Origin of the sequence: Streptomyces sp. NPDC051133, assembly GCF_040682635.1 — a bacterium.
Classification (GTDB): domain Bacteria; phylum Actinomycetota; class Actinomycetes; order Streptomycetales; family Streptomycetaceae; genus Streptomyces.
Genome location: NZ_JBFBBK010000055.1, coordinates 1 through 16,911 on the forward strand (window position 1 = coordinate 1; position 16,911 = coordinate 16,911).

Below are 16,911 nucleotides of genomic sequence, written 5' to 3' on the forward strand. Positions count from 1 at the left end.
CGGCGTCTACGAGCTGTGCGGATTCGGGCTGCACAGCCTCGACCGCCGCCCCCACCTGTTCAGCGACGGCCTCGCGACCGGCGGGGTCATCGTCGACGTGGTGGGCCGCAGCCGACGGACAGGCTGGTTCGACCGCCGCGAGTCGGCCGCGCCCGGCGGGCAGGCCGCGGCTACGACGGCGTGCCGGCCGCACCCGGCAAACGGGCCGCAGCGACCGCCGCGCGCCGGCTCAGGCGCGGACCTCGACCGTCTTCGCCAGCCGGTCGTGCAGGCCCCTGCCGTCGCGGTCCCAGATCAGGGCCGGGATCGCGACGCACAGCAGGACCGTGCGGAGCAGGGCACGCAGCGGGTTGACCGTGCCCGTCTCCAGCGCCACCACCCGGATGCCGAAGATCCGCTTGCCCGGCGTGAAGCCGATCGTGCCGACGGTCAGCACGCTCATGACGAAGAAGACGCCCAGCGCCCAGTCACTGGTCGCAGGCACCTTGTAGCCGTTGGTGATCAGGCTGTATGCGATCAGGACGCTCAGACCCCAGTCCACGGCGAGCGCGCCCAGACGCCGGCCGGGCCGGGCGATCGAGTTCGGCCCCTCCTCGGGCAGCCCGAGCTGCTCACCCCGGTATCCGAAGTCGGCGCCCGCCTCTTCCATGGCCGCGCGCGGCCCGGAGAGCCACGATCCGATTGCTTGCCTGTTGTCCACGCGAACACGGTACTGCGCCCGAAATGACCGGGGTACGGCGGGGTGTCCCGGGGCTAGGGTGGAACCGTGGCCGGTTAACTTCTGCGAAACAAACGGGTCACGCCCGAGAAATCACCCGTCCCTAGGGTCGAGACCAGCGTGTGCCACCGCACTGGCCGCACGAACGATCTACCACCCCGGCGAGGACGGTCGGGAGTAGGAGGAGCTGGATGTTCCAGAACGCCGACGAGGCCAAGAAGTACATCGCGGACGAGGAGGTCAAGTTCGTCGACGTCCGCTTCTGCGACCTGCCGGGCGTCATGCAGCACTTCACGTTGCCCGCCGAGGCGTTCGACCCCGACGACGAGCAGGCCTTCGACGGGTCGTCGATCCGCGGTTTCCAGGCCATCCACGAGTCGGACATGGCCCTCCGCCCCGACCTGTCCACCGCGCGCATCGACCCGTTCCGCCGGGACAAGACGCTCAACATCAACTTCTTCATCCACGACCCGATCACGGGCGAGCAGTACTCCCGTGACCCGCGCAACGTGGCGAAGAAGGCCGAGGCGTACCTGGCGTCGACCGGCATCGCCGACACCGCGTACTTCGGTCCCGAGGCCGAGTTCTACGTCTTCGACTCGGTCCGCTTCTCGACGGGCGCGAACGAGTCCTTCTACCACATCGACTCCGAGGCGGGTGCCTGGAACACCGGCGCCCTGGAGAACAACCGTGGGTACAAGGTCCGCTACAAGGGCGGCTACTTCCCGGTCCCGCCGGTCGACCACTTCGCCGACCTGCGCGCCGAGATCTCCCTGGAGCTGGACCGGCAGGGCCTGAAGGTCGAGCGCCAGCACCACGAGGTGGGCACCGCCGGCCAGGCGGAGATCAACTACAAGTTCAACACCCTGCTCGCCGCCGCGGACGACCTGCAGCTCTTCAAGTACGTCGTGAAGAACGTGGCCTGGCGCAACGGCAAGACCGCGACCTTCATGCCGAAGCCGATCTTCGGTGACAACGGCTCGGGCATGCACGTGCACCAGTCGCTGTGGAGCAACGGCGACCCGCTGTTCTACGACGAGGCCGGTTACGCGGGCCTGTCGGACACCGCCCGCTACTACATCGGCGGCATCCTCAAGCACGCCCCGTCGCTGCTGGCCTTCACCAACCCGACGGTGAACTCGTACCACCGTCTGGTGCCGGGCTTCGAGGCGCCGATCAACCTGGTGTACTCGCAGCGCAACCGCTCCGCGGCCATGCGCATCCCGATCACCGGCTCCAACCCGAAGGCCAAGCGCGTCGAGTTCCGCGCCCCGGACTCCTCCGGCAACCCGTACCTGGCCTTCTCCGCCCTGCTCCTCGCGGGCCTGGACGGCATCAAGAACAAGATCGAGCCGGCCGAGCCGATCGACAAGGACCTGTACGAGCTGGCTCCCGAGGAGCACGCGAACGTCGCCCAGGTCCCGACCTCGCTGAACGCCGTCCTCGACTCGCTCGAGGCCGACCACGAGTTCCTCCTCCAGGGCGACGTGTTCACGTCCGACCTGATCGAGACCTGGATCGACTTCAAGCGCACCAACGAGATCGCCCCGCTGCAGCTGCGCCCGCACCCGCACGAGTTCGAGCTGTACTTCGACGTGTGACGGACGCCGTGGTGTGACAGACGCCGCAGGAAGGCCCCCCGGTCCGCCGGGGGGCCTTCGGCGTGTTCAGGGGGTGTGGCGGAAGCGGCCACGGTATTCCGTCGGGGTCGTGTCCAGTTGCCGGCGGAACGCGCGGATCAAGGTGTCGACCGTGTTGAAGCCGCAGGCCGAGGCGACCCGCTCCAGGGTGTCGTCCGTGGTCTCCAGCCGGTTGCGGGCCGCCTCGACCCGGGCCGACTCGATGTACGCCGCCGGGGTCGTGCCGAGTTCCGTCTTGAACAGCCGGGTCAGCTGACGCTCGCTGACGTGGGCGCGCGCGGCGAGGTCGGCGACGGTGAGCCGGCCGGTGACGTGCTGCGCGATGTGGCGGCGCAGGTCGTCCATGCGCCGAGTGGTGGACACCGGCTCGATGGGCACGCTGAACTGGCTCTGCCCGCCCGGCCGCTTCAGGTACATCACCAGTTGCCGGGCCACGCGCAGCGCGACGCCCTCGCCGAAGTCCTCGGCGACGAGGGCGAGGGAGAGGTCCAGGCAGGCGGTGATGCCCGCGCCGGTCCACACCGCGCCGTCCCGGATGAAGATCGGGTCGGCGTCGACCCGCACCTCGGGGTGTTCGGTGGCCAGTTGCCGGGCGGTCGACCAGTGGGTCGTGGCGCGCTTGCCGTCGAGCAGCCCGGCGGCCGCCAGCAGATGCGCCCCGACACAGACGGAGGCGACGCGCCGGGACCGGCCGGCGAGGACGCGTACCCAGTGGACGAGGTCCTCGTCGGTCCGGGCGCGCACCCGGCGCTCGTCGTCCATGTCGACCGCGCCCGGCACGACGAGGGTGTCGATGCCGTGCGCCGCGGCCTCCTCGAAGGTCAGGTCGGGCAGCACGCGCACCCCGGCCATGGTGGTCACGGGGTCCGCACTCTCGGCGGCCAGCACCACGCGGTACCCGGCGGCGTCCGCCGTCTCCCGGCGCAGCAGCGCGAACACCTCCGGCGGGCCGGTGACGTCGAGCAGGTCGACCCCGTCGAAGAGCAGGACGACGATGAACCGCTCGCCCCCCATGGCCGGCACCCCCAGATGTCGATGTCCGGATCTGCAAGTTACACGACATTGCCGCCATGGAGGTGTCGCTCATAGCGTTGCGTCATGACTACGACGACACTGCGTGACCTCAACGGCTTCGACCAGACCCCGGCCTCCCTGGCGGCCTCGACCCTGATCATGATCGACTTCCAGAACACCTACACCCGGGGCGTCATGGAGCTGGAGGGCTGGCAGGCCGCGCTCGACGCCGGCGCCGACCTGCTGGAGCGGGCCCGGAGCGCGAACGCGACGATCATCCACGTCCTCAACGACGGCGGCGAGGGCACCCCGTACGACATCCGCGCCGAGATCGGCCGGATCCACCCGAAGGTCGCGCCCGCCGAGGGCGAGGCCGTGGTCGTCAAGCAGGTGCCGGACGCCTTCCGCGGCACCGACCTGGCCGAACACGTCGACGCCGCCGGGCACAAGGACCTGGTCCTCGCCGGCTTCATGACCCACATGTGCGTCGCCTTCACCGCCCAGGGCGCCTTCCTGCGCGGCAACCGGCCCACCGTGGTGGCCGACGCCTGCGCGACCCGGCCGCTGCGCACCGCCGTCGCCGAGGTGCCCGCCGACCGGCTCCACCAGGGCGCCCTCGCCACGATCACGGACCTGTACGGCGTCGTCGTCCCGTCCGCGGCGGCACTGTCGTAGGGCGCCGTGCAACCTTTCCCGCTTCCCAGGCTTCCTACTTTCGGGGGATCATCCCTCTGACTCTGCCGGAACGAGAGAGGTTGAACGGGGATGCCGGAACAGGACGACTGGGAGCGGGAGTTCGATCACAGATGGGCGAACTCCGCCGAGCACAAGGAGCCCTCGGCCCGCGCCCGGATGCTCGCCGCCCGCTGGAAGGAGAACCCGCCGGACCCGGCGCCGTTCCGCGCCGACCCCGACCCGGCGGCGCCGCGCCGGTCGTCATGGGTGTCGACGACGATCGTGCTGGGCTGTGTGGCCGTGGTGATCGTGCTGCTCGGCTACGCGCAGATGCGCTCCCCCTATTAAGGAGTGCGGGTGCGGGAGGGGAGCGGGGCGGCGCAGCGGCTCGCCGAGGGCGCGGCGCTGCGGGACGTGCTCGACACCGGTGACCCGGCGGCCTGGCTGGAGCTGGACGAGGGCGCGCGGGCCGAGGAGTGGTACTGGCCGCCGGACGTCGGGGCCGGGTGGGAGCGGGCGCACGGCGGCCGCAACCTGCTCGCCGCCCTGGCGGCCGGCGCGTCGCTCACCGACGGCCGGCTGGCGCTCGCCCTGTGCCACCGTGACGGCCGGGTCCGGCACCGGGCACTGGACCGGGCCGCCGGCCGTCCGGAGCTGCTCCCGCTGGTGGCCGTACGGTGCACCGACTGGGCGGAACCGGTCCGCGCGCGGGCCCGGCAACGGCTCACGGAGGCCCTGGACGCGGAGGCGGCCGCACGGCTCGCGCCGCTGATCCGGCGCCTCGGTGACCGGCACCGGGGCGACTTCGGCCTCGGCCTGCTCGGCGACGTGCTGCGCCGGGCGCCCCGGGAACGGCTGGACCCGCTCCTCGCCTCCACCGACCGTGCCGTACGCCGGTTCGCCCACCGCCTGGCCGTCGAGACGGGCACCCTCTCCCCCGCCGAACTGGCCCGCGCCGCCGCCCGGGACGACGACGCCGTGGTCCAGACGCTGTGCGCGGAGGCCGCGCTCGCCGCCGTCACGCAGGAGAACGCGGCCGAAGTGCTGGACCCGCTGCTCGGGGCCCGCAGTCCACGCGCCCGGTCCGCCGGGGTCACCGCGCTGCGGCGGCTCGGCCGGCCGGAGCGGGCCGCAGGGTTCCTCGGGGACCGGTCGGCGCTGGTGCGGGCCTGTGCGCGGTACGTCGTACGGCAGCACGGGATCGATCCGCTGCCCTGGTACCGGGAGCGCTGCGCCGACCCGGCCTCTCCCACGCTGCCGCCCGGCGCCGCGATCGGGCTCGGGGAGTGCGGGGAGCGTGCGGACGCCGCCCTGCTGTGGCCGCTGCTGGACCACCCGGTGCCGGGGGTGCGGGCGCGGGCGGTGGCCGGACTGCGGACGCTGGACGTGACGGACGTGCCGCGGACGCGGCCGATGCTGGACGATCCGTCGCCCGCGGTGGTCGGCGAGGCCACGCTCGCCCTGCTGCCGTCGGCCGGCTCGCTGCCGGCGCCGTGGCTCCTGCGGCGGCTGGACCCGGCGCGGCCCCGGTGGGAGCGGGTGTCGGCGTGGCGGCTGCTGGACGCCCACGGCGAGGCCGTACGGCTGCGGGCGGCCGTGGCACTGCTGGACGATCCGGACGTACGGCTGCGCGCACGGGCCCTGCCGGTGCTGCGGCGGGCGCTGCGGTGGGGAGCGTCGAGCCGGTCGGAGCCGGAGGTCGCCGGGCTGCTGCACCGGGCCCGCGCCGTGCTGGAGGGGCCCGCGGCCCTTCCCCGGTGAGCCCGGGGAGCCTTTGCTGCCCCAAGGGCCGTTCGGAACCATCTCATGGGAATCGGCGGGTGCACACTGGACAGCGGGACGAGTGCCTGACTGCGGGGTGATGCAAGATGCAGAGCCGCTTCCGGAGCGATCGACGGCTGACCGCGCGCATGGGTCTCACGCTGTTCCTGCTCGGGTTGCTGTACGTGGGATTCGTCGCCGCGTTGATCGTGCTGCTGAAATCCTGGCTGCTGGTCGTCGTCCTGGTCGGGGCGATGTTCGTGGCGCAGTTCTGGTTCTCCGACAAGATCGCCATGTTCGCGATGCGCGGGCGGGTGGTCGAGCGGGAGGAGTATCCCGAGCTGCACGCGGTGGTCGACCGGCTGTGCGCGATCGCCGACATGCCCAAACCGGTGGTCGCCGTGTCCGAGATGGACATGCCGAACGCGTTCGCGACCGGGCGCAATCCCGATCACGCCGTGGTCTGCGTGACCACCGGGTTGCTGCGGCGGCTGGAGCCGGCGGAGCTGGAGGGCGTGCTGGCGCACGAGCTGTCGCACGTGGCGCACAAGGACGTGGCCGTGATCACGATCGCGTCCTTCCTCGGGGTGATCGCGGGCCTGATCGTGCGGTTCGCGTTCTACTCACAGGTCCTCGGCGGCGGCCGCAGGGACCAGAACACCGCCGCCGTCTTCGCCGCCGTGATCGGCGTCTCCGCGGCCGTGTACGCGATCAGCTTCCTGCTGATCCGGGCGCTGTCCCGGTACCGGGAGCTGGCGGCCGACCGGGCGGCGGCGCATCTGACCGGGCGGCCCTCGGCGCTGGCGTCGGCGCTCACCAAGGTCACCGGCGACATCGCCCGGATCCCGACCAAGGACCTGCGCACCGCCCAGGCCTTCAACGCGTTCTACTTCACTCCGGCGACCGGCAAGGAGCCCGGCATCGAGCGGTTCTTCTCCACGCACCCGACGCTGGAGCAGCGCCTTGAGCAGCTGGGCCGGATCTCGGCGGAGCTGGGCGAGGCCGCCACCCCCGGGAAGGCGGGCTGAGCGTGGGGCTGCTGGACATTCTGCTGGGCCGTACGAAACCGGTCGCACCGGATCTCGACCAGCTCTTCGCGCTGCCGTCGGCGGCCGTGACCCTGCAGGTCGCGGCCGGTTTCACCGCGACCGGGAGCGGGTCGGTGTGCTTCGCCACGGTGGAGGGCGCGGCCTTCGAGCAGACCCACCGGGAGGTGCAGGCGCTGCTCGACGCGGACACCGACCGCACCGGCCCGCCGGTGGAGCTGCGGCGGGACGACTACGGCTACTCCTGGCTGGTCTCGCAGCGCTCCCCGGACCAGCTGCCGCAGCTGGTCAACGATCTGCACGCGGTGAACAGCTCGATGGAGATCAACGGCTTCGGTCCGCAGCTGCTGTGCTCGCTGGCGGCTTTCGCGGACGACACGGGCCGCAGGCTGGCGCTGGTCTACCTCTACAAGCGCGGCACCTTCTACCCGTTCTGTCCGCTGCCCGGCGCCGCCCAGCACCGGGACAGCGCGCTGGAGCTGCAGGTGACGGCGGCGCTCGGGAACGACCTGCGGATCGAGCCCGACCTGAGCCGCTGGTTCCCGGTGTGGGGCGCCCCCGGCCTGTGACCGGGGACGCCTCCTCTCACTTGCTCTTCTCTCGCTGCTGCCGGCGGGACTCGAAGGGGCGCTCCCGGCGGTAGCGGCGCTCCCACTTGGCCTGCCGGTCCCGGCGGTCCCGGTAGGCGCGGTAGCTGTCGGGCAGGCCGGCCGCGCCGGCGGGCGGTGGTGTGCCGGGCGAACCGCGTCCGTGCGTCGCGTACAGGTAGAGCAGGACGCCGGCGGCGAGCCACCAGAGGTGGTTTCCGATTCCCAGGGTCACCAGGACCAAGGTCCCGGTCACGACGATGCCACGCATGACGGACCTCCGTGAGGTGAGTGTGGTGGGGGTGGAGTGTGTCGGCTTCGTGCCGTTTGTTCAGGGTAGGGAGGCCACGACCGTCACTGCATCCCGTTTTCCGGGCCCGGACCGGCCGTGAGTGAAGGGCCGGCACAAGTGAACTCTCCGATTTCGTACACGACTTCGACGACGAACGGCTCGACGGGGGGGAGCGCCGGGACACCGGGTCAGACGGCGGCGGATCCGGTACGGCACTACGGGCGCCGGGCGCCGGGTGGCGGGTGGCGGCCGTCGGGCTGCGCTCGCCCGCCGTCCACTCCCCCGAGGCATGAGAGGCGCCGTTCGGGGACGGCCGGGGGCGGTTCGGCGAGATCATCCGTACGCCGGACAGCCGGCGGGCCTCGCCCGCGCTGGTGGCGTACCGGGCGTACCGGGCGTGCCGGGGCCGGGGCCGGGCGGTGCCGGCGGAGACCTCTCTCGACCCCGGCACCGGCTCGGGCTGTGGTTCCGGGAGCATCCGGCGGATCTGCGGGAGTTCGCGACCGCCCTGCTGACGGGTCGGCCGAGCGGGAGCCGCGTACGCCCTGAGGCAGCGGCCGAAGGTGGGCGGCGGCCTTGGCGGCTCCGGGCGCCCCGCGGGGTGCGGAGTGCCCGGAGCCGGGCGTCAGCGGCTGTAGCGCATGAACGCGCGCACCATGAGACAAGTGGTGTCGGACGGCGGACGCATGCCGATCTCCTGCGCCGTGCTGCGGATCGTCTCGTCGCGGGCCTGGGCCGGCAGATGGATCCCGGAGTCGAGCAGGGCTATGGCGAGGCGCATGGCCTTCAGACGGCGGTTGTGCGCGACGTACCACTGACGCGGCCGGCCGGCCGGCAGGGGCTGCTTGATCACGGGCTCGTAGGGCGAGTCGAACAGCACGGGACGCTGGGCGGTGGACTGGGTCGGCAACGGCTTCGACTTCAGGGCGGCAGCGGGCACGGACATCCTCCTGTCGCGGTCAGGGCAGCCCTCCGGGGTTCCGGCGACTGTCTCGAACACTGCTTCCAGTCTACCGGCGGCCACTGACAATCGGGGGGCCGCAGCTGCCGGTAAATGCGCAGGTGGGCCTGGAAATTGACCTCCTGTGACAGTCGGTCAGGATGAGGCTGCGGAGGCGCCGTAAATTCGAACAGAGCCAGGGCCGAGTACCGTGTGCCGCATGGAAATCTGGATCAATCCGGCCTGCTCCAAGTGCCGGAGCGCCATCAGCCTGCTCGACGCCGAGGGGGCCGACTACACCGTCCGCCGGTATCTGGAGGACGTGCCGAGCGAGGACGAGATCAGGGCCGTGCTCGACCGGCTGAACCTCGAGCCGTGGGACATCACCCGCACCCAGGAGGAGGCCGCCGGGGACCTGGGGCTCAAGGAGTGGGCGCGGGACGCCGGCACGCGGGACCGGTGGATCACCGCGCTCGCCGAGCACCCGAAGCTCATCCAGCGCCCGATCATCACCGCCGACGACGGAACGGCGCTGGTGGCCCGCTCCGAGGACGCCGTGCGGGAGGCTCTCGCACACAACAAGAGTTGAGCAAAAGTCAACTCCCTTGTGACGCAGGTTACTTCAGGAACCTCGGCAACCGCTGAGTAACCTCGTTCGGTATCTCGTACATAGCGGCGTACGCTCCCCTACCTCTTCCAGGAGGCGCGCATGTCGCGTAGGCGAACACTCGGCACGAAGAAGAAGGTCGCGCTGCTCGTCACCGCCGCCGCAGTGGCGGGCGGCGGGGCCTTCGCACTGGCCACCACGTCCAACGCCGCCCAGCCGGCGCACGACGCGAAGACCCTCTCCGCCGGGAACTCGACGGTCTGCCAGGGGCTGGCCACGGCCCACGGCAACAACGACAAGTTCATCGCGGACCAGAAGGCGCACCCGGACGCCCAGTCGGCGGCCCGGATCGCCAACCGCGAGGCGGTCATCAAGCAGATCGAGGTCCAGCAGAAGGCGGCCGGCTGCACGGTTGGGGAGTCGGCTCAGGACTCCCAGGCGGCGCAGGGCGGCGGCAACGGCGGACAGCAGGCCGGTGGCAACGGTGGACAGCAGGCCGGTGGCGCCCAGGCGGGCGCGGCGCCCTCGCAGTCGGCGGCGGGCAACGCCGGTGGCGCCGCCGCGGGAGACAACTCCGGTGCCGCCGCGGGCTCCGGCCAGCAGGTCTGCAAGGGCTCCACGGTGACCCTGTCCGGCGAGGCCGGTGCCCCGGCCGCGTCCAGCAACCAGTTCCCGGCGGGGACGACCCTGAAGGTCACCAACCTGGACAACAACAAGTCCACGACGGTGAAGGTCACCTCGGTCTCCGGCAGCTGTGTCCTGCTCAACAACGCCGCCTTCGAACAGGTGCGGGAGCCCGGCAAGTTCCTCATCCGCCGAGCGGTGATCGAGAAGGTGGGGTGAGGCTCAGGGACCGGACAGGAAGGCCGTGAGACGGCGGTTCAGGGCGCTCGGGGCCGTCTGCGGCAGCGCGTGGTGCGAGACGTCCGGCAGGACACCGGTCTCCACGCGCGGCAGGAGCCCGGCCGCCCGGTCCGCCACCTCCACGGGGTCATGGGTCCTGCTGTTCGCGGCCACGAGCAGCAGGACCGGCACGTCCAGGGCGCGCAGCGCGTCCGGCGCCGGGCGCGGCCCCGTCACCGGCTTCGCGGCCGGGAAACCCGCGGCCGCCTCCTGAAGGGCGAGCCAGTCCGGGTCCAGAGCGGTTCCGCCGGTCTCCCACTCCAGGAAGGCGCGGACCCGGCGGGGCGTGGGCCGCAGCAGCATCGGCAGGGCGTGGAGCAGGTACGCCGCCTTGAACCCGGCGAAGCACTGGGTCGGGTCCAGGAGGAACAGGCGGCGCACCCGGGCCGGGGCGCGCAGGGCGTGGTGCAGGGCGATCCAGCCGCCGTAGGAGTGCCCGCCCACGTCGGCCGTGGCGGCGCCCAGGCCGTCGAGCAGGGCGGCCGTCCAGCCGGCCGGGTCGGCGACCGCACGGGGGTGGCGGTCGCCGGCCCGGGCGCTCAGGCCCGCGGCGCCGGGCAGGTCGGGGGCGTAGACGCGGCGGACACCGCAGAGGTCCGCCGCCTGCGCGTACCAGGAGGCCGACGTGGCCCCGCCGCCGCCCGGGAGCAGGAGCAGCGGGGGCGCGTCGCGCGGGCCGCAGGCGTTGACCCGGGTGTCGCCGAAGGGCGTGGCGACCGTCAGCGCCTCGCGGTCCTCGGGCCACTTCGCCAGGACCTTGTCGTACGCGGCGCGAAAGGCCTCGTCGTCGTACCCCGTCACGGGATCCCCCCTTATCATCTCGCTGAACGAGATACTCGTTCAGCGAGATAATAGCCTCGGAGGTCCCGCGTGCAGTCCGACCTGGAGATCGTCCATCTGCTGCGTGCCGTGGCCGTCGAACTCGGCCTGCACAGCGCCCGGTTCGCGGACCGCAACGGCATGCACCCCACGGACGTACGCGCCCTGATCGCCCTCATGGACGCGCGGCGGGCGGGCGAGGAGATGACCGCCGGGCGGCTCGGAGCCGCGCTCGGACTCAACTCCGCGGGCACGACCGCGCTCGTCGACCGGCTGGAGCGGGCCGGCCGGGTGCGGCGGGTACGCGCGCAGCGGGACCGGCGACGCGTGCTGATCGAGGTGGAGGAGAGCACGGTCGAGCTCGGACAGGCGTTCTTCGGCCCGCTGATCGAGCGGTCCGTGGAACTGCTGCGCGGCTACGACGACCAACAGCGCGCCGCGATCCGGGACTTCCTCGACGGCGTGCGCAACGCCGCGACGGAGAGCGCCCTTACTCGACCCGACGACGCCCCACAAGGTGAGACGCGCCACAGAACACCCAGGTAACACGGGGTTCACATTCGAGCAATGACCGGGAAACGGCCTGTTGACAGGCTGCGGGGCAGATCGAACACGGCGCCCCGATGCCGCAGCGCCGCAGCACTCGCACCGAGTGCGCCCGACCCACCCCCGAAGGATGTGGCCCCCGTGACCTTCAAGGCTGAATACATCTGGATCGACGGCACCGCGCCGACGGCCAAGCTGCGTTCCAAGACGAAGATCATCACGGGTGCCTTCGCCGGTCTCGAGGCGCTGCCGATCTGGGGCTTCGACGGCTCCTCCACCAACCAGGCCGAGGGCCACGCCTCGGACCGCGTGCTCAAGCCGGTCTTCACCTGCCCGGACCCGATCCGCGGCGGCGACGACATCCTGGTGCTGTGCGAGGTCCTCGACATCGACATGACCCCGCACCGGTCCAACACGCGTGCCGCGCTGGCCGAGGTCGCCGGGCGGTTCGCCGCGCAGGAGCCCATCTTCGGCATCGAGCAGGAGTACACCTTCTTCGAGGGCTCCCGTCCGCTGGGCTTCCCCGAGAACGGTTTCCCGGCCCCGCAGGGCGGCTACTACTGCGGTGTCGGCGCCGACGAGATCTTCGGCCGCGACGTCGTCGAGGCCCACCTGGACAACTGCCTGAAGGCCGGCCTCGGCATCTCCGGCATCAACGCCGAGGTCATGCCGGGCCAGTGGGAGTTCCAGGTCGGCCCGCTCGCCCCGCTGGAGGTCTCCGACCAGCTGTGGGTGGCCCGCTGGCTGCTGTACCGCACCGCCGAGGACTTCGGCGTCACCGCGACCCTGGACCCGAAGCCGGTCAAGGGCGACTGGAACGGCGCGGGCGCGCACACCAACTTCTCCACCAAGGCCATGCGCGAGGGCTACGACGCGATCATCACCGCGTGCGAGTCGCTCGGTGAGGGCTCCAAGCCGCTGGACCACGTCAAGAACTACGGCGCCGGCATCGACGAGCGCCTGACGGGCCTGCACGAGACCGCCCCGTGGGACGAGTACTCCTACGGCGTCTCGGACCGCGGCGCCTCGGTCCGTATCCCGTGGCAGGTGGAGAAGGACGGCAAGGGCTACATCGAGGACCGCCGCCCGAACGCCAACGTCGACCCGTACGTGGTGACCCGCCTGCTGGTGGACACCTGCTGCTCCGCGCTGGAGAAGGCCGGCCAGGTCTGATCCGTCCCGCTTCCGCCAGGGGCGCCCACCGTCACGGTGGGCGCCCCTGCTGCGTCTCCGGTCCGCATGCCGAGACGGCATTTCGGGCGCGGTCACGGGCGGCAAGCCGCTGATCAGGGCCGTATGCCGGCCGCCGGGCCGCACGTGACGTCAACTTCACGTCAAGGACGCGTCCAAGCAGTGAGAGAGGGCTCCTGTCCGGAGCCCACGTCTGCTTCAATGGGCGCATGGCCAGCTTCCAGAAGTACACCGCGACGGGTCGCCATGACCTCGAGCCCTTCTGGCCTTCCCGTCAGCACCACGACTTCGACCGGGTGTGTTGCCGCGCGACGAACGCGCGGGCCCTCTAAAGCCGTAACCCCCGGCCTTCGGCCAGCGCGAAACGACGAACGTCCCTCCGGCGCGCCCGACCACGAATCGCGGCCGTCGCACCTCCCGACGCACTCCTCGCGCGAAAGAGCTGACCTCTCATGGCGACCACTCGTTCCCTCTCCACCGCCACCCTGACCGCCCCCGCCCCGAACGGCACCCGGCACCGCCTCCGGGCCGTCGACCGGGACGAGGTGGTCGACGTCGCGGACTTCCTGCCGCCCGGCGCCACCTGGCTGCCCGCGCCGCAGCACACCCTGCCCGTCCTGCCCGGCCGGCCGCCGATGGTCGGCTACCTGGTGCTGGTGCCGGCCGACCAGCGGCCGCCGTTCCTGCCGGTCGCCGTCCCGGACCAGCCGGAGGCGGCTGCGGCCGCGGACACCGACCCGCTGGTGCGGATCGACCCCGTGCAGCGCACCGCCAGCGTCGACGGCCGTGAACTCGACCTCACCTACCTGGAGTTCGAGCTGCTCACGCATCTGGTGGCGCACCCGCACCGGGTGCACACCCGCGACCAGCTCGTCACCACGGTGTGGGGCTACGGCCACGTCGGTGACGGCCGCACCGTCGACGTGCACATCGCCCGGCTGCGCCGCAAGCTCGGCGCCGAGCACCGCCGGACGATCCAGACGGTGCGCCGGGTCGGCTACAAGTACACCCCGCCGACCGGCCGCTGACCGTCCCGCTCTGCCCTCGGCAGAGCCCCGTACCGCCGCGCGCCCGCAGCGGGCAGGATCGACGGCATGAGACTTCTCGTGCTGGGCGGTACGGAGTTCGTGGGGCGGGCCGTAGCAGAGGCCGCGCTGGGGCGCGGCTGGGAGGTGACCGTCTTCCACCGGGGACGGCACCAACCCCCGTACGGCGTACGGTCGTTGCACGGTGACCGCACCGCCCCGGGCGGCCTGGCCGCGCTCGCCGCCGACGCCGGCGGCTGGGACGCCGTGGTCGACACCTGGTCGGCCGGGCCCCGCGCCGTGCTCGACGCGGCACGGCTGCTGCGGGACCGCGCCGGGCGGTACGTGTACGTCTCCAGCCGGTCCGTGTACGCCTGGCCCTGGCGGCGCGGGGCCGCGGAGGACGCCCCGCTGGTCGAGGGCGCCGCGGCCGACGCCGGGCCGGCCGACTACCCGCGGGACAAGCGCGGCGGCGAACTGGCCGCGATCGAGGCCTTCGGGGAGGAGGGCTCGCTGCTGGTGCGGGCCGGGCTGATCCTCGGTCCGCACGAGAACGTCGGCCGGCTGCCCTGGTGGCTGACCCGGATCGCCCGCGGCGGCCCGGTCCTGGCCCCCGGTCCGCGCGGCCTGCCCCTGCAGTACATCGACGCCCGCGACCTCGCCGCGTGGATCCTGGGCGGGGTGGAGCAGCGGCTGAGCGGGCCGTACGACCTGGTCGGCCCGCCCGGGCACACGACCATGGGCGAGTTCCTCCAGGAGTGCGTCCGGGCCACCGGCGCGGACGCCGGACTGCGCTGGACCGACCCGGAGGTGATCCTGGCCGCCGGTGTCGAACCCTGGACCCAGCTGCCGTTGTGGGTGCCGCCGGGCGGCGAGTGGGACGGCGTCCACGGCAGCGACGTCTCCCGCGCCCTGGCCACGGGACTGGTGTGCCGGCCGGTGGGCGAGACCGTCGCCGACACCTGGCGGTGGCTGACCCGGCTCGGCGGGACCGCGCCGCTGCGCCCGGACCGGACGGCCCCGGGCCTGGACCCGCAGACGGAGGCGAAGGTGCTGGCCGCAACGGGCGCGGATGGTGTACCTGGCACCACCCCCGAAGAGGGGGCCTCGGGCGAGTGACCCCCGCGCGGGCGTCGACGAGACTGACGCCATGAACACCCACAGCAAGAGCGACGACCGACGTACCCGCGCCCGGGAGACGGCGCTGGCCGCCGTACGGGGACTGGTACTGGCCCTCTCCGTGCTGCCGTTCAGCGTGGTGTTCCTCGTCCTGACCCTTGTGTCGCTCGCGCTGATCCCCCTCGGGATCGGGCTCGTCACGACGCCGATGGCCCTGAGCGGCGTACGGGCTCTGGCGGAGACCCGCAAGCGGCTCGCGGCCGAGTGGTGCGGGGTGCGGATCGCGTCGGCGTACCGGCCGGTCCCGTCCGGCGCCTGGCCGTGGACCCGCACCTCCGTCATGCTCCGCGACCCGCAGACCTGGCGGGACGTGCGCTGGCTGCCGGTGGACATGACGGCGGGCTTCGTCACGGCCCTGGTCCCGGCGCTGCTGCTGCTCTACCCCCTGGAGGGGTTCGCGGTGGCGGCCGGGCTGTGGCGGGTGGAGGACGGGCCGTACTGGTATCTCTTCGTGCCGGTCCAGGGCACATGGACCGCGCTGGCCGCCGCCGTGCTGGCCGCCGCGCTCCTGGTCGTGGCCCTGCGCTACACCTCCCGCCTGCTGACCGTCCACTTCACGCTCACCCGGGCCGTCCTCGGCACCGGCATCGGGGAACTCACCGAGCGGGTACGGGTGCTGACGGAGACCCGGCAGGACGCCGTGGACACCTCCGCCGCCGAGCTGCGGCGCATCGAGCGGGACCTGCACGACGGCGCGCAGGCCCGGCTCGTCGCCATGGGCATGGACCTCGGGACCGTCGAGATGCTGATCGAACGGGACCCGGCCCAGGCCAAGCGGCTGCTCGCCCAGGCCCGCCGGAACTCGGCGGAGGCCCTGGAGGAGCTGCGCGACCTGGTGCGCGGCATCCATCCGCCGGTCCTCGCCGAACGCGGCCTCGGCGACGCCGTGCGGGCGCTGGCGCTGCGGCTGCCGCTGCCCACGGAGGTGACCGTGGAGCTGCCCGGCCGCGCGGACGCCCCCGTGGAGTCGGCCGCGTACTTCGCGGTCAGCGAGGTCCTCACCAACGCCGTCAAGCACTCCGGCGCCGACCGGATCTGGGTGGACCTGCACCACGCGGACGGCATGCTGCGGATCACGGTGACCGACAACGGCAAGGGCGGTGCGACGGTCGGGGCCGGGTCGGGGCTCGCCGGCGTCGAGCGCCGGCTCGGTACATTCGACGGCGTCCTGGCCGTCAGCAGCCCCGCCGGCGGACCCACCCTGGTGACCATGGAGATGCCGTGCGCGTTGTCCTAGCCGAAGACCTCTTCCTGCTGCGCGACGGGCTGGTGCGAATGCTGGAGGCCTTCGGCTTCGAGATCGCCGCCGCCGTCGAGTCCGGCCCGGAACTGACCAGGGCGCTGGCGGAGCTGGAGCCGGACGTCGCCGTGGTCGACGTACGGCTGCCGCCCACGCACACCGACGAGGGCCTGCAGTGCGCGCTCGCGGCCCGGCGGGCGCGGCCCGGGCTTCCGGTGCTGGTCCTCTCCCAGCACGTGGAGCAGTTGTACGCGCGCGAGCTGCTCGCCGACGGCACCGGCGGGGTGGGCTACCTGCTGAAGGACCGGGTGTTCGACGCGGAGCAGTTCGTGGACGCGGTACGCCGGGTGGCGGCGGGCGGTACGGCGATGGATCCGCAGGTGATCCAGCAGCTGCTGTCCCGGCGGGCCGCCGACGACCGGCCGCTCGCCCGGCTCACCCCGCGTGAGCTGGAGGTGCTGGAACTGATGGCGCAGGGCCGGTCGAACGCGGGCATCGCGGCGCAGCTCGTGGTGACGGAGCGGGCCGTCGCCAAGCACACCTCCAACATCTTCACCAAGCTGGGCCTGGAGGTGTCGGACGACGACAACCGGCGCGTGCTGGCCGTGCTCGCCCATCTCGACCGGGAACGCTGACCTGCCAACTCGGCTGTTTCCGCGAGGAATTTGTGAGACCGGTGAACACCTCTGGGGCGGCGTCCGTATGGAAGGGCGCCGCTTCACTCCTGT

The 16,911-nt window shown here is 72.4% G+C and carries 19 protein-coding genes; 14 read left to right on the forward strand and 5 right to left on the reverse strand.

Going from position 1 to position 16,911, the window contains the following annotated elements:
- Positions 1–229 precede the first annotated feature (229 nt).
- Complete coding sequence (locus tag AB0N17_RS37155; RefSeq protein WP_366016061.1) at positions 230–700, reverse strand: RDD family protein; 471 nt, start codon at positions 698–700, stop codon at positions 230–232.
- Between the two features lie 209 nt (positions 701–909).
- Between AB0N17_RS37155 and glnA the strand changes: the two genes are divergently transcribed.
- On the forward strand, positions 910–2,319 hold the full coding sequence (glnA, locus tag AB0N17_RS37160; RefSeq protein ID WP_366016062.1) for a type I glutamate--ammonia ligase: 1,410 nt from the start codon (positions 910–912) through the stop codon (positions 2,317–2,319).
- Between the two features lie 66 nt (positions 2,320–2,385).
- On the opposite strand, the gene AB0N17_RS37165 is transcribed toward glnA, so the two are convergent.
- Positions 2,386–3,372, reverse strand: a complete 987-nt coding sequence (locus AB0N17_RS37165; protein WP_366016063.1) for a DJ-1/PfpI family protein — start codon at positions 3,370–3,372, stop codon at positions 2,386–2,388.
- 84 nt (positions 3,373–3,456) lie between these two features.
- Between AB0N17_RS37165 and AB0N17_RS37170 the strand changes: the two genes are divergently transcribed.
- The 5 genes from AB0N17_RS37170 (at position 3,457) to AB0N17_RS37190 (ending at position 7,423) form a co-directional block, all read left to right on the forward strand.
- On the forward strand, positions 3,457–4,047 hold the full coding sequence (locus AB0N17_RS37170; protein ID WP_366016064.1) for a cysteine hydrolase family protein: 591 nt from the start codon (positions 3,457–3,459) through the stop codon (positions 4,045–4,047).
- 90 nt (positions 4,048–4,137) lie between these two features.
- Positions 4,138–4,395, forward strand: coding sequence for a hypothetical protein (locus AB0N17_RS37175; protein ID WP_366016065.1), 258 nt, complete (start codon positions 4,138–4,140; stop codon positions 4,393–4,395).
- A gap of 9 nt (positions 4,396–4,404) precedes the next feature.
- Positions 4,405–5,808 carry a hypothetical protein gene (locus AB0N17_RS37180; protein WP_366016066.1) on the forward strand — a complete coding sequence of 468 codons (1,404 nt, stop codon included), beginning with the start codon at positions 4,405–4,407 and terminating at the stop codon, positions 5,806–5,808.
- 107 nt (positions 5,809–5,915) lie between these two features.
- A complete protein-coding gene (htpX, locus tag AB0N17_RS37185; protein WP_366016067.1) occupies positions 5,916–6,836 on the forward strand; it encodes a zinc metalloprotease HtpX in 921 nt (306 codons plus the stop codon).
- A 2-nt stretch (positions 6,837–6,838) separates the two neighbouring features.
- Positions 6,839–7,423, forward strand: coding sequence for a hypothetical protein (locus tag AB0N17_RS37190; protein WP_366016068.1), 585 nt, complete (start codon positions 6,839–6,841; stop codon positions 7,421–7,423).
- Between the two features lie 16 nt (positions 7,424–7,439).
- Here AB0N17_RS37190 and AB0N17_RS37195 read toward each other — a convergent pair whose 3' ends face one another.
- Both AB0N17_RS37195 and AB0N17_RS37200 read right to left on the reverse strand, forming a co-directional pair.
- A complete protein-coding gene (locus AB0N17_RS37195) occupies positions 7,440–7,712 on the reverse strand; it encodes a hypothetical protein (protein ID WP_366016070.1) in 273 nt (90 codons plus the stop codon).
- 646 nt (positions 7,713–8,358) lie between these two features.
- A complete protein-coding gene (locus tag AB0N17_RS37200; RefSeq protein ID WP_366016071.1) occupies positions 8,359–8,673 on the reverse strand; it encodes a hypothetical protein in 315 nt (104 codons plus the stop codon).
- Between the two features lie 220 nt (positions 8,674–8,893).
- Between AB0N17_RS37200 and AB0N17_RS37205 the strand changes: the two genes are divergently transcribed.
- Both AB0N17_RS37205 and AB0N17_RS37210 read left to right on the forward strand, forming a co-directional pair.
- Entirely contained in the window at positions 8,894–9,262 is a 369-nt protein-coding gene (locus AB0N17_RS37205) for an ArsC/Spx/MgsR family protein (protein ID WP_366016072.1), read from the forward strand.
- Positions 9,263–9,382: 120 nt separating this feature from the next.
- Positions 9,383–10,123 carry a hypothetical protein gene (locus AB0N17_RS37210; RefSeq protein WP_366016073.1) on the forward strand — a complete coding sequence of 247 codons (741 nt, stop codon included), beginning with the start codon at positions 9,383–9,385 and terminating at the stop codon, positions 10,121–10,123.
- A 3-nt stretch (positions 10,124–10,126) separates the two neighbouring features.
- Here the strand turns inward: AB0N17_RS37210 and AB0N17_RS37215 are convergent, their stop codons facing one another.
- On the reverse strand, positions 10,127–10,984 hold the full coding sequence (locus AB0N17_RS37215) for an alpha/beta fold hydrolase (protein ID WP_366016074.1): 858 nt from the start codon (positions 10,982–10,984) through the stop codon (positions 10,127–10,129).
- 69 nt (positions 10,985–11,053) lie between these two features.
- Here AB0N17_RS37215 and AB0N17_RS37220 point away from each other — a divergent pair, with 69 nt between their 5' ends.
- The 6 genes from AB0N17_RS37220 (at position 11,054) to AB0N17_RS37245 (ending at position 16,818) form a co-directional block, all read left to right on the forward strand.
- Positions 11,054–11,548, forward strand: a complete 495-nt coding sequence (locus AB0N17_RS37220; protein WP_366016075.1) for a MarR family transcriptional regulator — start codon at positions 11,054–11,056, stop codon at positions 11,546–11,548.
- Between the two features lie 141 nt (positions 11,549–11,689).
- Entirely contained in the window at positions 11,690–12,721 is a 1,032-nt protein-coding gene (gene glnII / locus AB0N17_RS37225; protein WP_366016076.1) for a glutamine synthetase, read from the forward strand.
- 470 nt (positions 12,722–13,191) lie between these two features.
- Positions 13,192–13,767 carry a winged helix-turn-helix domain-containing protein gene (locus tag AB0N17_RS37230; protein ID WP_366016078.1) on the forward strand — a complete coding sequence of 192 codons (576 nt, stop codon included), beginning with the start codon at positions 13,192–13,194 and terminating at the stop codon, positions 13,765–13,767.
- Between the two features lie 66 nt (positions 13,768–13,833).
- A complete protein-coding gene (locus tag AB0N17_RS37235) occupies positions 13,834–14,883 on the forward strand; it encodes an NAD-dependent epimerase/dehydratase family protein (protein ID WP_366016079.1) in 1,050 nt (349 codons plus the stop codon).
- 31 nt (positions 14,884–14,914) lie between these two features.
- A complete protein-coding gene (locus tag AB0N17_RS37240) occupies positions 14,915–16,180 on the forward strand; it encodes a sensor domain-containing protein (protein WP_366016080.1) in 1,266 nt (421 codons plus the stop codon).
- Positions 16,165–16,818, forward strand: coding sequence for a response regulator transcription factor (locus tag AB0N17_RS37245; protein WP_366016081.1), 654 nt, complete (start codon positions 16,165–16,167; stop codon positions 16,816–16,818). The genes AB0N17_RS37240 and AB0N17_RS37245 overlap by 16 nt, the downstream gene beginning before the upstream one ends.
- Positions 16,819–16,911 lie beyond the last annotated feature (93 nt).